This is a genomic window from Streptomyces sp. NRRL S-455, assembly GCF_000717875.1.
GTDB lineage: Bacteria > Actinomycetota > Actinomycetes > Streptomycetales > Streptomycetaceae > Streptomyces.
On sequence record NZ_JOCT01000036.1, the window covers coordinates 1 to 14,099 of the forward strand.

Here is a 14,099-nt window from a genome sequence, read left to right on the forward strand (position 1 = left end):
GAACAGCGACACCGCGCACGCCGTGCGCCTCGCGGAGAACCTCAAGGCCCCGTTCGAGGTCGTCATCAGCGCCGAGGAGATGGGCGTCTACAAGCCGCGACTCGGCGCGTTCGACTACATGCTCGACAAGCTCGGCGTGACACCCGACGAGCTCGTCCACGTCTCCGCGAGCCCGATGTACGACCTGCGCTCGGCGGCCATCATGGGCATCAAGAACAAGGTGTACATGGACCGCGGCTGGGAGCACGACGAGCACTGGCTCGGCTACGAGCGGATCACCGACATCGCCGACCGTACTTCGTGCACCACCGGGCGGCGGGCTCAGGCATCTGCGTCTCGGGCCGACTGCCTTTCCGGGACAGTGAGCCGCTGGGTGAGGGCGTTGTCGGCCGGGACGTGATCTGGACCGGGCCCGGATCGTACTGATGTTGGTCCTGGTGGCCGGCACGCCGGACTTCGGTGAGCAGTCGAACGTCGCCCACGCGGCCAGTGAACCGCACATCGCGGTGCAGGGCGAGAACGGAGGGCCGGCCCGCACCGTGATCGGTGTCGCCGGGCTCCAACATCGACCGTGGGCAGGGCTTCGCCGCACCGTCCTCCTCCTCGCATCGTCGGAGTCCTCGTACATCAGCGGGACAACCCTCCCTGTCAACGGCGGCTGCACCGCCTTCCAGCAGCGGCCCACGCGGTTCCCAGAGACAGATGAAGGACACACCATGAACGCCCTCGCGGTACCACCCCGAAACGGAGAGCTCGGCTTCTGGGTGGCCCAACTGGCCGGCAAGAAGCCCTCGTTCCCCCGTTTCACCGGCCAGGACTCCGTCGACGTGGCCATTGTCGGCGGCGGCTACACCGGCCTGTGGGCGGCGTACTTCGCCAAGAAGCTCGAACCGTCGCTCTCGGTCGCCGTGTTCGAGGCCGAGCAGGTGGGCTACGGCGCATCAGGACGCAACGGTGGCTGGCTCTCGGCGATGCCTCCGGGGAACCGCGCCACCTTCGCCCGCGCCGGGGGAGGGTTGGAGGCGAGCCGGGCGCTGCAGCAGGAGTTCGTCGCCGGCGTCGACGCCGTCCTGGACATCCTGCAGGCCGAAGGCATCGATGCCGATCAGCACAAGGGCGGCGCGCTCGTCGCCGCCCACACTCGGGCGGGGCTGGGACGGCTTGTCACCAGGCGTGATGCCGACCTGAAGTACGGGCTGGCCGAAGACGAAGTCCACATGCTCGGCCGGGAGGAGTTCCGCAGCCGGATCGACATCTCCACCGTCCACGGCGGGCTCTTCTACAAGCACTGCGCGCGGTTCCATCCCGCGAAGCTGGTCTACGGCCTCGCCGACACCCTGACGTCCTTGGGGGTCAGGATCTACGAGGGCAGCCGAGTGGACAGTGTCGAGGGCAAGACCCTCACCTTGGCCGACGGACGCGTCACCGCTGCCAGGACGTTCATCTGTACCGAAGGCTATTCGGGACAACTGCTGGGCCGCCGGACCCTGATCCCGGTCAATTCCTCAATGATCGTGACCAAGCCCCTGCCGCAGGAGGCGTGGCAGCAGATCGGCTGGGACGGGCCGCAGTGCCTCAGCGACTCCGCGCACACGTTCATCTATGCCCAGCGGACGTCGGACGGCCGTATCGCCATGGGCGGCCGCGGTGTCCCCTACCGGTTCGGGTCCGGCACGGGGGGAGCCGGTGCGACCGCCCAGTCCACCATTGACCTGATCTCGCAGAAGCTCAGTTCCTTCTTCCCGGGCGTTCCCTTCGAGGTGGATCACGCCTGGTCGGGAGTCCTGGGCGTCACGCGTGACTGGAACGGCGGCGTGCACTGGGACCCGGCTTCCGGGATCGGCTCGTCGACCGGCTACGCGGGACACGGTGTCACGTCGGCCTACGTCGGCGGCAGGACTCTCGTGGAGCTCGCCTTCGAGAAGGAAACCGAGCGGACCGCCCTCCCCTGGGTCGGCTACCGGGCACCGAAGTGGGAACCGGAACCCATCCGCTGGCTGGGCGTTCACGCCATGTACCGGCTCTTCGGTGTTGCCGACTGGTGGGAGGAGCGCAGGGGTTCCAGCAAGACCTCACTCCTGGCCAGATTCGGCAGCCGACTCGCCGGACTTCACGAGTAGACGAAAAGGAAACTGCTCTCATGGACGCAAAGCTCGCAGTCATCGGCTTGGGCAGCATCGGAAGCATGGCACTGTGGCAGGCCTCCCGGCTGTCCGACTCGGTAGTGGGCTTCGAGGCCGCCACTCCGGCCCACGGCCGCAGTGCCGTGGGCGGGGACACCCGCCTGTTCCGCATGGTCTACCTCGGGAAACCCGACTACTCCCCCATCATCGAGCACTCCCGCAGTCTGTGGGCCGAGCTCGAAGCGGAAACCGGGCAGGAAATCCTCACGATTACCGGCGGCCTGTCCATCGGGACGGCGAACGGCACCTTCATCAACAGCCTCCTCGATGCAACGCGCATCACCGGAGCCGAGCACTGCGTCCTCAGCCGGGAGGAGATGGCGGACCGCTACCCCCAGCACAACCTCCGCCCCGACGACTGCGCCGTCTATGACCCCCGCGCCGGCGTTCTGCGCACCGACCGCGCCGTCAGCGCCGCCGTCGCGGCGGCCCGGGCGAACGGCGCCACCGTCCTTCAGAACACACCCGTGGACAGCATCACCGAAACCGGCCACGGCGTGGTCGTCACCTCGGGCGACAGAACCTGGACGTTCGAGAAGGTCATCGTCGCGTCGGGCGGCTGGTCCCACAGGCTCATGCCCGACCACCTCAAGGCCGTCACGGAAACCCATCGGATCGTCCTGACCTGGTTCATCGCCCAGGACGGCACGCAGTTCTCGCCGGAGAACTTCCCCATCTTCAGCCGGCTGTACGGCGATCGCTCCCTGTACGGCGCACCCGCCGTCGACGGCGTGACGGTCAAGGCATCGGTGGACGGACCGCTGGACGGACGCGGCAGGAAAACTCCCGACCCGGACTCCGTGCCCAGGGAACTCACCCGGGAAGAAGTAAAGAAGGTCACCGATATCGTCACCGAATTCCTTCCCGGTCTGACCCCCACCATCGTGCGCTCCGACGCCTTCCCCGACCTTTTCACCGAGGACAGGCATCCCCTCCTCGGCTGGCTGAACGAGAACAGCAGGGTCTACTGTGCCACCGGATTCTCCGGAAAAGGCTTCAAAATGGCCACCGGCTATGGCCACATCGCCGCACACGAGGCGCTCGGCAAACAGACCATCGACGGCCTGGACTTCGTGCGTCCGGACCGCTTCATGGGGCCTAGCCGTGGACGCCGGGGCAGTTCTCGCTGCGCTTGATCTCCTTGTTGTTCTTGTCCAGGACGAGGGCGCCGGTGCGCTTCTCCTCGGTGAATTCCTGCAGGTCAGCGCACCCTTCCTCGCGCTTTCAACGGCACCGACGGCAGTTCCGGTGCGGGCAGTGGCGCCCCCTCGTACCCCTTCACTTCCCCGAACCGGGAGCCTTCCATCCAGTCCCGCCGCGCCTGCTCGATCTCCTCCTGCGTCCGCCCGATCCAGTTCCAGAACATAGCGGATCCTGCGCGCATCAGTGCAGGTCAGCGGTGTTCCGGATCGGTGAGGGTCAGCAAGCTGCCAGCATCGGTCGTGGAGGAGTCAGCAACCATGGGTTCCGCTGTCCTGGTTCGTGGGATGGGGTCGTTTTTCAAGGAGTGTGAGCATCCGCGGTCGCGGTGGTCGAAGTGCCCCCATCCTTACAGGGTCCGGTACCGGTCGGCGGCGGGGCGGCAGTTGGAGGAGTCCGGGTTCGCGACCCAGGATGCGGCCATCGAGCGTTTGACGGAGATCTACAAGGCGAAGAAGGCGGCCCCCCGGGGCCAGGCCAAGGCTGAGCGGATCGCCCGGTACGGGGCGATGCGGTTCGAGGAGTACGCCACCGAATGGAAGGCCGGCCAGCGGGATCTGGGGCCGGCGTCGGTGGTGCACCTGGAGTCGCTGCTGATATCGGTAAGTCCGGCTATCAGAACCTGCGGAATGATCGGGTACGGGGGATGCCGCTGCGCGGCCCGGCACCGCACGGTCACCGCCCACCGGGCACTAATTGACATACAGGTCCTGGGCGGGATCGGCCTGTGCCAGGTCGCGGTGCACCTGTCCTACGTGACCACGGACGGGCACGCGCTGATCGACCGTCGCCTGTACCTGAGCGAGGACTGGGCCGGTGACGACGAGCGCCGCGAGGTGACCGGAGTGCTCGACGAGACGGTGTTCGCCACCAAGCCGCAACTGGCCGGCGACATGCTCGCCGCCGCGCACGCCGCGGGCATCCGCACCGCCTGGGTCGCGGCGGACGAGGTCTACGGCGGCAGTGCCCTGCGCCGCCGGATTCGCACGCTGGGCTACGGCTACGCGATCGCCGTGCCCACCAGCCACCGTGTCACCACGCCAGGCGGCGGAAAGGAGAAGCTCACCGCGCTGCTTCAGCGGGTGCCGAAGCGGGCCTGGATGCGGATGAGGACCGGGAACGGGACCAAGGGCGCGCGGCTCTACGACTGGGCGATGATCGACATGAGGGCCGACGACACCCCGCCGGGACAGGACGCCGGGCACAGCCAGGTTCTGATCCGTCGTCACCGCCGTACCGGCACCCTGTCCTTCTATCGCACCTGGCACCCCGACCCACAGCCGGTATCGGTGCTGGTCAGCGCTTTGCCGCCGCTGGCGGGTCGAAGAGGACTTTCAAGGAGCCAAGGGCCTCACCGGCCTCGACCAGGGCCAGGTCACCTGCTGGACCTCCTGGCACCGCTGGAGCCTGATGTCGATGATCGCCTACGCGCTCCTCGCCGTCGGAGCCCTCCGCGAGCGGCAACGCACCGCCTCCGGCGAGAGCGACGACGAGCTGGCCATGGTGCCCGTCAGCCCGCGTGAACTCCTCGCCCTGCTCCGGGTCTTCGTCCTTTACCGGCCCGCCAGGACGCCGATCCCGCGCACGCGCTCCACTGGTCCCACTGGCGCCGCCAACACCAGCAACGCGCAGCCGACTACCACCGCCGATGGAACAACGTCACGGCAGCAGTCGTCACATGACAGGACAGGAACCTCACTCCTCACCAACTACAGCTGCCGTGTCGGAACTCGCACGAATCGCCCAGCTATGTGCAGGTCGGCCTCGATGTGAGCAGCCGTGGCCCGCAGTTCCGGCAAGATGGTCGTGACGCACTCCGCAGCGGGGCGGCGACCGCTGTGCATGGTGACGTTGATCGCCGCCATGAGGCCGCCGTCGCGGTCACGTACCGGTACGGCGATCGAGCGAAGCCCTTCTTCCAGTTCCTCATCGACCAGGGCATAACCGTCCTCACGGACTCGGTCGAGAATCAGCTCGAGGTCGGTGGGCCGGGTGACGGTGCGAGCGGTCAGCGCCCCCATCCGCACGCGCGCCAGCCGGGCAGTGCGCTCCTCGGCCGGCAGCCCCGCCAACAGCACCCGGCCCGTGGAGGTCGCATAGGCGGGCACGCGCGCGCCCACGGCGATATCAGCGTCCATGATGCGTCCCGCGGCGACCGAGGCCGCGCACTGGACATCGTCACCGGCGAGCACTGCCAGGGACGTCGAGTCCGCCACCTTGCGGGTGAGGGCGGCGAGGTGGGGGTGCGCGATCCGGGTGAGTGTCGTCTTGGACAGCGGCGGGAAACCGAGGGCGAGGACGCGTGGAGTGAGCCGGAAGACCCGCCCCTGCAGCGTGACGTAACCGAGGTGCTCAAGGGTTATCAGGGCACGGCGAGCCGTGGCGCGGGACAGGCCCGTGGCTTCGGCGACCTCGGTGAGGGTCAGCTCCGCACGGCCCTCACCGAACGCGGTGACCACGGTCAGGCCGCGGGCCAGGGATTCGATGAACTCCCCGCCCAGTTCCTGTTTGGACGCACTCGTCCAGGTGGCGAGCCCGACGGGAGTGCTCTTGCTCGGCGGCTCCGGAGGCGGAGCGTCGGCCAGCTTCCGCTCCATGACGGTCACGGCAGTACGGAGCCTGGGGAGAAGGGCGTCGCGCAGCGAGTCCGCGCTGTGCCGACTGGTATGGCTCACGACGCTCGCCACACAGGCGATCCGGCCGTCGGGGGCGCGAACCGGAACGGATGCGGCGACGAGCCCCGGCTCGATCAACTGGTCGTCCATCGCCCAGCTATGGGTGCGCGCTCGTTCCACCCGTTCTTCGAAGTCTGTCGTGGCGGTACGGTGCGATCGAGGGGGGACCGCCGGGAAGCCGAGGTCCTCGGGGTCGGCTTCCTGCCGCTTGTGCCACCGCGCCCAGTCCTCCGTGGTCCACTCGGTTGCCAGCAGCGGGCCTGGCGCGGTGCGTTCGGCGGGCAGCAGGTCGCCGATGCGGAAGCTCAGCGACAGGGCGCGGCGGCGGATCGCTTGGTGGATGAAGCGAATGCCGTCACCGTCCGCCACCGCGAGGGACACCGACTCGTCGAGTTCCTCGGCGAGGGCATCGGCGTGCGCACTCAGCAGTGCGGGAAGGCGCAGGGCGGCCAGGTACGCGTTCCCCAGCTCCATCAGGCGGGGGGCAAGGACGGCGTTGCTGCCGTCCATCCGCATGTACCCCATGTGAGCGAGTGTTCCGGTGACCCGGTCGATGGTGGCGCGGGCCAGGCCGGTGGCCCGTCCCAGATCGCTGAGGCCGGCCGTCCCTCCGGCGTCGGTGAGCTCGCGCAGCACGGCGATACCCCGGATGAGAGGGGCCACGGCTTCCTCGGGTGGCGCGGGAGCCGCCATGGGGTCGGTAGGCGTCAGGGCGTGGGGCGATGTCATGGGCTCTCCGCGGCGACTGTCTCAGCACTGCAGTGAATGATGCCTGGTGGGGGCAGAGAGCCGACAGGTCTGGGTGGCCGTGACGAGCCCACGGCAACGCCCGTCGCGCGGGGCGGTGTGTTCCGGCCGGTCGCCAAGGCCGGTGCTGCTCCGTGCTGCCGTCGCGGGGGCACGGCATCAGGACCGGCTAGCCGGGGACCTTCAGCTCGGCCTCGATGTCGGCGGCGGTGGCCAGGAGCGGCGGCAGCAGATCGTGGCGTATCGAGTCCGGCGTTCGCCGGCTGACGTGGGTGGAGAGGTTGATGCCTGCCACCACCCGTCGTGCTTCGTTCCGGATGGGTACGCCGATCGATATCAGGCCCTGTTCCAGTTCCTGGTCCACCAGACACCAGCCCTGTGCCCGCACGTGTTCCAGTTCGGCGGCGAGTCCCTCCCTCGAGGTGATGGTGCGGGGGGTGAGCGGCTTGAGGGAGGCGGTGTCCAGGTAGTGCCGCAGCCGGGGCTCGTCGAGGTGGGCGAGCAGGACCCGGCCGAGGGAGGTGGCATGGGCGGGGAAGCGGGTCCCGATGCTGATGGAGACCGTCATGATCCGCCGGGTGGGTACCCGGCTGACGTACACCACGTCCTCGTCGTCGAGCACCGCCACCGACGAGGACTCGTGGACCTCGGCGACCAGTTGCTCCAGGTGGGGCTGGGCGATCTCCGCCAGGGACATGCTGGACAGGTAGGCGTAGCCCAGTTCCAGGACCCGGGGCGTGAGGCGGAAGTAGCGGCCGTCGGTGGCCACGTACCCCAGGTCGGCGAAGGTGAGCAGGAAGCGCCGTGCCGTGGCACGGCTCATGCCGGTGATCCTGGCGACCTCCGAGAGGGTCATTTCGGGTGTGTCGGCGGTGAACGCACGGATGACGGCCAGCCCTCGTTCGAGGGACTGCACGAAGTACCGCCCGGGTTCGTTGTCGTCCATGTGCTACGGCCCTTGTGTCGGACGGTGTGTCAGGACTCGGACTTGTGCAGGGCGAGCTCGTCGCTGCGGTCGGCCACTGCTGCATGCGTGTCGCCGTTGTGGTGCTTGGCGCGCTGGATCTGCTCGTAGACGTGGGCGCGCAGTTCGGCGAAGCGGGTGCTGGAGCGGGTGTGCAACTGGTCGCGCTCGTCGGGGAGATCGATCGTCAGATCCTCCAGCACCACGGTCGGTGAGGTGGACAGGATGATGGTGCGCTGGCCGAGATAGACGGCTTCGTCGATGTCGTGGGTGACGAACAGGACGGTGACGCCCAGTTCGCGCCACAACCGCCGGATGAGGTCCTCCAGTTCGGCGCGGGTCTGCGCGTCGACGGCGGCGAACGGCTCGTCCATGAGCAGCACCTTCGGCTCGAAGGCCACGGCGCGGGCGATGGCGACGCGCTGCTGCATTCCGCCGGACAACTGCCACGGGTAGGCCTGGTGGGCGTCGGCGAGCCCGACCACCTCCAGCGCGTGGTCGACCAGTTCCTTCTCGCGGGCCTTGCCGAGCTTCTTGCGGCGCAGGGGCAGGGCGACGTTGTCGCGTACGTTCATCCAGGCGAACAGGGAGCGGCCGTACTCCTGGAAGACGACCGCCATGCCGGGCGGGGGCCCGTCCACCGGGCGGCCGTCCAGGCGCACTTCGCCGTCGGTCGGGTCGATCAGTCCCGCCATGCACTTCAGCAGCGTGGTCTTGCCGCACCCGGACGGGCCGACCAGGCATACGAGTTCGCCGGCACCGATATGGAATGTGAGATCCCGCAGTGCTTCGACGCTGCGGTTACGTCCGGTGTAGATCTTCTGCAGGTTGCGTACGTCGAGCATCGACGTCTCCTTGTCAGGGGTTGCGCTGGGCCCGGCGCAGGCCGTGATACCAGGCCAGAACCCGGTTCTCGGCGACGCGGAAGAGCAGGGAGAGGGCGAATCCGAGCAGGCCGAGCAGCAGCACGCCGCTCCACATCTCGGGGATGGCGAAGGACCGCTGGAACTGCACGATGGTGAAGCCGAGCCCGTTGCTGGCCGCGAACATCTCGCTGATGACCATGAGGATGATGGCAATGGAGAGGGCCTGGCGCATGCCGGTGACGATCTGAGGGCTGGCCGAGCGCAGCACCAGGTGCCACAGCCGGGAGGGGCCGGTGATGCCGTAGGAGCGGCAGGTGTCGCTGAGCACTTCGTCGACGGCTCGGACGCCTTCGACGGTGTTGAGCAGGATCGGCCACATGCAGCCGCTGACGATGACGATGACCTTCATGGTGTCGCCGATGCCCGCGAACAGCATGATGACGGGTACGAGCACCGGGGGCGGGATGGCCCGGAAGAGTTCCAGGACCGGCTCCAGTACGTCGCGCACGCCACGGTGCATGCCGACCACCAGGCCGAGTCCGACACCGACGGCGACGGCGAGGAGATAGCCGGTGAGCAGGCGGACCAGGCTGGGTACGACGTCCGAGAGCAGTCGTTCGCCCGTCCATACCTCCCCGAACTTGCCCAGGATGGTGGACAGGGGGGGAAGGTAGAAGTCGGTGCTGCCCGCGGTGGCGAACCACCACACGGCGAACAGGACCGCGGGCAGGCCCAGGACCAGCCCGGTCCGCCGGGCGAGTGTGAGGACGGTCATCGCTGTCCCTCCCTGCGCATCGATTGGTGCCAGTGCAGTGCCCGCCGCTCGACCGCCCGGGCCACCAGGTTGACCGCGACCCCGAGGAGTCCGGTGACCAGTACCAGGGCGTAGACCCGCGGTACGGCGCCGGAGGTCTGCGCGACCGCGAGCTGGTTGCCCAGGCCGGGCGAACCGATGACGAGTTCGGCGGTGATCGTCAGGACGAGTGCCACGGTCGCGGCCAGCCGCACGCCGGTCATCACGTACGGCAGCGCGGTGGGCCACAGTACGTACCGAACCCGTCCCCAACTACCCATCCGGTAGCTGCGGGCGGTGTCCTCGGCCACCGGGTCGACGTCCTGCATGCCGGCCAGGACCTGGACGAGCACCTGCCAGAAGGAGGCGTACACGACCAGCAGCAGCTTCGACTCCAGGTCGGTGCCGTACAGCAGCACCGCCACCGGGATGAGCGCCACCGACGGGATGGGGCGCAGGAACTCGATGGTGGAGGCGGTCACCGCCCGCAGCACCGGCACCGATCCGATCACCACGCCGGCCACCACCCCGGCCACCACGGCGATGGCCAGGCCCAGGCCCCAACCGGTGAGGGTGTCACCGAGCGCGGTCCAGAACGCGTCTTCGCCGAGCAGCTGCCACAGGGCCCGGCCCATCTCGGAGGCGGGCGGAAGGTAGTCGGCGGAGACCACACCGATGTGCGGCAGCACCTCGAGCAACACCACCAGCCCGGCCAGGCCTGCCAGTCCGCGCAACGGGGTGCGCGCTCTGTCCAGAGTGCGCCGCACGCGGCCACCGCCCACCCCGCCGGGACCTGTCGCGGTCCCGGCGGGCTTCGTCAGCACAGGAGTGCTCCCGGACGCGCTCATGAGAACAGGGCATCCAGGTCGGGCTTCTTACCGCCGAAGATGCCGTCCTGCTCGCCGAGCGAGGCCAGCTTCTCCAGGGAGGCCATGTCGTACTCGGCCGGCCAGGTCGGCAGCGTCAGCTTCTTCAGCACCTCGCCGTCGATCTTGGTGTAGGTCGTGACGATCTGACGTGCCTCGTCCGGGTGCTCGGAGGCGTATTTCAGCGACTCGGTCACGGCCTCGGTGAACTTCTTCACCAGGTCGGGGTTCTCCTGGGCCAGCTTGGTGGAGGCGAAGTACGTCGCGATGGTGAGGTTCGGGTCGGTCTCGGCGAACGGCGACGCCACGACGCGGGCGCCCTGGCCCTTGGCGATGGTCAGCGCGGGCTCGCCCACCCACGCGGCGTCCACCTGCCCGCCGTCCAGCGCGGCCGGCATCTGGTCGAACGGCATCTCGACGAACTTGACCTTCGAGGGGTCGCCGCCGTCCTTGCGCACCACCTCACGGACCGTGGTGTCCCCGATGTTCTGCAGGGTGTTGACCGCCACCGTCTTGCCGGCAAGTTCCTTGGCCGACTTGATGGGGCTGTCCTCCTTGACGGCCACCCCGCTGATGTCCTTTCCGGTGTCACCGGTGGAGGCGGTCCCGTTGACCACTGACTTGATCGGCACACCCTTGGTCTGGGCGATCATCAACGACGTGACGTTGCTGAATCCGAACTGGAACTGGCCGCTCACCACGCCGGGGATAATCGCGGCGCCGCCCTGGGCGGTCTCCATTTTCAGGTCGATGCCGCGGCTGCTGAAGAACCCCTTCTTCTGCCCCAGATACAGGGGGGCCACATCGACGATCGGGATGATCCCTACTTTGACCTGGGTGGTCTTGTCCCCGGCCGAGGAGGACGCACCACCGGTCCCGGAAGAAGATCCGCATCCGGCCGCGGCTGCGACCGTCACTACCGCTATGGCAAGCCCGAGAACGCGCCTTTGCATGGGGCCTCCTGAACAGGAACGAGTACGTGCGCAATGCGAACATTCGTCCGCGTGCCGAACAAATGCAAGCGGAGATTATGTCCCTGCCCGAATCGCGTCAATAGGTTGCGCCGAGGCTCCTCCCGGAACCGCGCCCTGCCGTCTTCTCCAGATCCAGACATGTTCCGACGGGTGCACCCCAGCAGCAGCAAGCCTGAGGCGCGGACGCGTGCAGCGAAGACCCAGGAGTCCTACTCCGCGCCGCGGTCGACCACCTTGGTCACCCGCTCGTGGGGGTCCTCGCCCTGGTAGCCGGGTACTTGTCGGCGTGGTGCACGCCCGCGCCGAGGACGTTCGTCACGGCGTCGGAGTTGTCGACCCGCACCTTGGTGTTCGTGCACGCGATACGTCTCCAGTTCCCCGTCGGGGAATTCGTACGGTGCCGCCTGGTCGTCGCAGTAATTCGCCGGAATGCTGAGGAGTTCGGCGCCCGCCGCACGGACGTGCCGCACCGCCTCGACGATGTCCTTGACGACGAACGCCGCATGTCGGGGCCGGACCTCGCGGGCCACCGCTGAACACGCGGGTGTCTCGTGTCCAGCGGGTGAGGCACCCGACTGCCCCTCGGTCGCGCTCGACGAACAGGCGGTGGAAGCGAGACACCGAAGCCGTGACCGGGACACCCAGCTCCCGCAGGCGCAGGGACACGGTCTACGTATGGGCGTCGGCGCCTCGGCGGGAGAACTCGGCAGCGTAGTCAGCTCGTGTGGAGCCTGCTTCCTTGGTCCACTTCTCGGCCCGGCTGATGTGCAGTCCGAGGAGGCGGCTGAGCACGACGGCGGGGAGCTCGGCGGAGAGATCCATCAGCGTGGTGTTGCGTGCGGGCCGTGCCTTGATGCCCAGGGCGGTGAGCTTGCGCATGAGCTGTCGGCTGCTGATCGGCTGTCCACCGGCCGTGCCCGGGAAGAGCCATGGGTGATCGTCACTGCGTCCGAGGGTCGAGGAGCCGTGCCGCTGCTGGACGAGCTCCAATACGAGGGCGTCCAGCGGTGGCGGCAGTTCGATCGGGGGGGACCCGAGCTTGAGCGCAACCCCGCCCTCCATGCGGGTGACCTGGTCGAGCCGGATCTGGGAGGTCCGACTCAGAGGCTGGGCGAACAGCAAGAGAAGAAGGCCCGCGACGCGGGTGGCGGTGTCAACCCCGTCGCCCTTCACGAGTCGGCGGACGTGGACCCATCGTTGATCTCGCTCAATGAGGACCATCGACGCGTCCTTGGGCGGGATCGGGATCAGGACGTGGTGAGCGTGGCTGTTCCGTACCGACCAGACCAGGAAGGTCCGGGCGAGGTAGCGGACCCAGATGTCAGTGGCCAGCCAGTCGTCGATGTCGTGCTGGGTGCAGGTGGCCAGGCTCTTGCTGCGGGCCCGGAGCCATTCGATCAGCTGGATTGCAGCCTTGACCTCACGGCGGACGACCACCGCCTGGTGCAGCGTGACGGGCCGTTTCTCGGCGCTCCCAAATGCGTCGCCTCGGGGCAGTGCGTCCTGCTCGCCCCGGAGGTCTTCGACCAGCAGGAGGAAGACGGCCTCGTCATCCTGCTGGACGAGACCCCGGCACCCGACCACCACGACGCCGTGAGGGAGTCGGCGGTGGTGTGCCCGGCCACGGCGATACGGCTGACCGAATCGTGAACTCACTGAACCGGATCGCGATCGTCGGAGCCTCGGCTGCCGGGCTCGCCGCCGCCGAGACGCTGCGGCGGGAGGGGTACGAGGGTGCGATCACGTTCATCGGCGACGAGCCCTTGTCGCCCTACGACAGGCCGCCGTTGTCGAAGGAGATCCTGTCGGGATCGTGGGCCGCCGACCGGCTCGCGCTGCGCCCGGAGTCCGATCTGGACGCCCTGCACCTGGAGCTGCGCCTCGGCCTCACCGCGACCGGACTGGACCTGACCGGTCGTACGGTGTCGCTGGCCGACGGCTCTGAGGTGGGCTTCGACGGCCTCATCGTGGCAACGGGTGTACGGCCGCGTCGGCTGCCCGGCGAGCGGGCGCATGTGCTGCGCACACTGGACGACGCGCTCGCCCTGCGGGACCGCATCCGGCCCGGTTGCCACCTGGCCGTGGTCGGAGCCGGATTCCTCGGCTCCGAGGCCGCCTCAGTGGCTCGCGCCCTGGGCGCGAGGGTGACGCTGCTGGAGCCGGCCTCCGTGCTCCTCGCTCACGCGGTGGGCGAGGACGTCGGACGCGTGCTCTCCTCCCTCCACGACGAGCACGGCGTGGACCTGCGCACCGGAGTGACGGCCGCCGAGGTCGTCTCCGGTGGCGTACGCCTCGGCGACGGCAGCGTGCTCAGGGCCGACGAGGTACTCCTGGCCATCGGCTCCCACCCCAACACCGAATGGCTGGAGGGCAGCGGCGTGACCGTCGGCGACGGCCTGGTGTGCGACGAGTTCAGTGCCGCTGCCCCTGGCGTGTACGGAGCCGGCGACGTGGCCTCGTGGCACAACCCCCTGTTCGGCACGCGGATGCGCGTCGAGCACCGCACGAACGCCGCCGAACAAGGTATGGCCGCCGCCCGCAACCTGCTCAACCCGCAGGCACGCAAGTCCTTCGCGCCGGTGCCGTACTTCTGGTCCGACCAGTACGGCATGAAGATCCAGGCCCACGGCTACCTGCGCGGACACGACGAGGTCACCGTCGTGGAGGGCGACCTGGCTTCCCGCCGGTTCGTCGCCGCCTACCGCAGAGGCGACCGCCTCACCGGAGTCCTCGGCGTCGGTATGCCGCCGAAGGCGATCCGGGCATGGCGCCAGTCCGTCGCCCTGCGCGCCGCCTGGCGTGACGCCGTGGAGTCGGCCCGGACGCCCTGA

14 protein-coding genes and 1 pseudogene are annotated in these 14,099 nt (G+C 68.6%); 6 read left to right on the forward strand and 9 right to left on the reverse strand.

What is annotated here, in order from left to right; translation table 11 throughout:
* The 3 genes from IE97_RS0134410 to solA form a co-directional block, all read left to right on the forward strand.
* A partial coding sequence (locus IE97_RS0134410; protein ID WP_234331888.1) for an HAD family hydrolase occupies nt 1-400 on the forward strand: 400 nt, incomplete at its 5' end.
* Between the two features lie 316 nt (nt 401-716).
* Nucleotides 717-2,120, forward strand: coding sequence for an NAD(P)/FAD-dependent oxidoreductase (locus IE97_RS0134415; protein WP_030249825.1), 1,404 nt, complete (start codon nt 717-719; stop codon nt 2,118-2,120).
* The gene (gene solA / locus IE97_RS0134420) at nt 2,042-3,319 is read left to right on the forward strand and encodes an N-methyl-L-tryptophan oxidase (RefSeq protein ID WP_234331889.1); all 1,278 of its coding nucleotides are present in this window, start codon (nt 2,042-2,044) and stop codon (nt 3,317-3,319) included. The genes IE97_RS0134415 and solA overlap by 79 nt, the downstream gene beginning before the upstream one ends.
* 65 nt (nt 3,320-3,384) lie before the next feature.
* Here solA and IE97_RS41045 read toward each other — a convergent pair.
* Nucleotides 3,385-3,549: pseudogene (locus tag IE97_RS41045) on the reverse strand (pirin family protein); the annotation flags it as partial.
* Nucleotides 3,550-3,814: 265 nt separating this feature from the next.
* Here IE97_RS41045 and IE97_RS42320 point away from each other — a divergent pair.
* Nucleotides 3,815-4,906 (forward strand): IS701 family transposase, encoded by a 1,092-nt coding sequence (locus IE97_RS42320; RefSeq protein ID WP_420706163.1) that lies wholly within the window; start codon nt 3,815-3,817, stop codon nt 4,904-4,906.
* Nucleotides 4,907-5,092: 186 nt separating this feature from the next.
* On the opposite strand, the gene IE97_RS0134435 is transcribed toward IE97_RS42320, so the two are convergent.
* The 8 genes from IE97_RS0134435 to IE97_RS43265 all read right to left on the reverse strand — a co-directional run bounded on the left by IE97_RS0134435 (nt 5,093) and on the right by IE97_RS43265 (nt 12,705).
* Nucleotides 5,093-6,787, reverse strand: a complete 1,695-nt coding sequence (locus IE97_RS0134435) for an IclR family transcriptional regulator domain-containing protein (RefSeq protein WP_030249833.1) — start codon at nt 6,785-6,787, stop codon at nt 5,093-5,095.
* Between the two features lie 187 nt (nt 6,788-6,974).
* The gene (locus IE97_RS0134440) at nt 6,975-7,751 is read right to left on the reverse strand and encodes an IclR family transcriptional regulator (RefSeq protein ID WP_030249837.1); all 777 of its coding nucleotides are present in this window, start codon (nt 7,749-7,751) and stop codon (nt 6,975-6,977) included.
* Between the two features lie 29 nt (nt 7,752-7,780).
* Nucleotides 7,781-8,614, reverse strand: a complete 834-nt coding sequence (locus IE97_RS0134445) for an ABC transporter ATP-binding protein (RefSeq protein ID WP_030249842.1) — start codon at nt 8,612-8,614, stop codon at nt 7,781-7,783.
* 13 nt (nt 8,615-8,627) lie between these two features.
* Nucleotides 8,628-9,410, reverse strand: coding sequence for an ABC transporter permease (locus tag IE97_RS0134450; protein WP_030249846.1), 783 nt, complete (start codon nt 9,408-9,410; stop codon nt 8,628-8,630).
* Nucleotides 9,407-10,276 (reverse strand): ABC transporter permease, encoded by an 870-nt coding sequence (locus tag IE97_RS0134455; protein WP_234310559.1) that lies wholly within the window; start codon nt 10,274-10,276, stop codon nt 9,407-9,409. Before IE97_RS0134455 ends, IE97_RS0134450 begins: the two co-directional genes overlap by 4 nt.
* Nucleotides 10,273-11,247 (reverse strand): ABC transporter substrate-binding protein, encoded by a 975-nt coding sequence (locus IE97_RS0134460; RefSeq protein WP_030249854.1) that lies wholly within the window; start codon nt 11,245-11,247, stop codon nt 10,273-10,275. The genes IE97_RS0134455 and IE97_RS0134460 overlap by 4 nt, the downstream gene beginning before the upstream one ends.
* A 230-nt stretch (nt 11,248-11,477) precedes the next feature.
* Nucleotides 11,478-11,798, reverse strand: a complete 321-nt coding sequence (locus IE97_RS42325) for a hypothetical protein (RefSeq protein WP_158708381.1) — start codon at nt 11,796-11,798, stop codon at nt 11,478-11,480.
* A 139-nt stretch (nt 11,799-11,937) separates the two neighbouring features.
* Nucleotides 11,938-12,705: a hypothetical protein gene (locus IE97_RS43265; RefSeq protein WP_030249862.1), complete on the reverse strand. Its 768-nt coding sequence runs from the start codon at nt 12,703-12,705 to the stop codon at nt 11,938-11,940.
* A 6-nt stretch (nt 12,706-12,711) separates the two neighbouring features.
* Between IE97_RS43265 and IE97_RS43270 the strand changes: the two genes are divergently transcribed.
* Together IE97_RS43270 and IE97_RS0134480 are read left to right on the forward strand one after the other, a co-directional pair.
* On the forward strand, nt 12,712-12,918 hold the full coding sequence (locus tag IE97_RS43270) for a ferredoxin (protein ID WP_030249866.1): 207 nt from the start codon (nt 12,712-12,714) through the stop codon (nt 12,916-12,918).
* 5 nt (nt 12,919-12,923) lie between these two features.
* Nucleotides 12,924-14,099 (forward strand): NAD(P)/FAD-dependent oxidoreductase, encoded by a 1,176-nt coding sequence (locus IE97_RS0134480; protein ID WP_030249869.1) that lies wholly within the window; start codon nt 12,924-12,926, stop codon nt 14,097-14,099.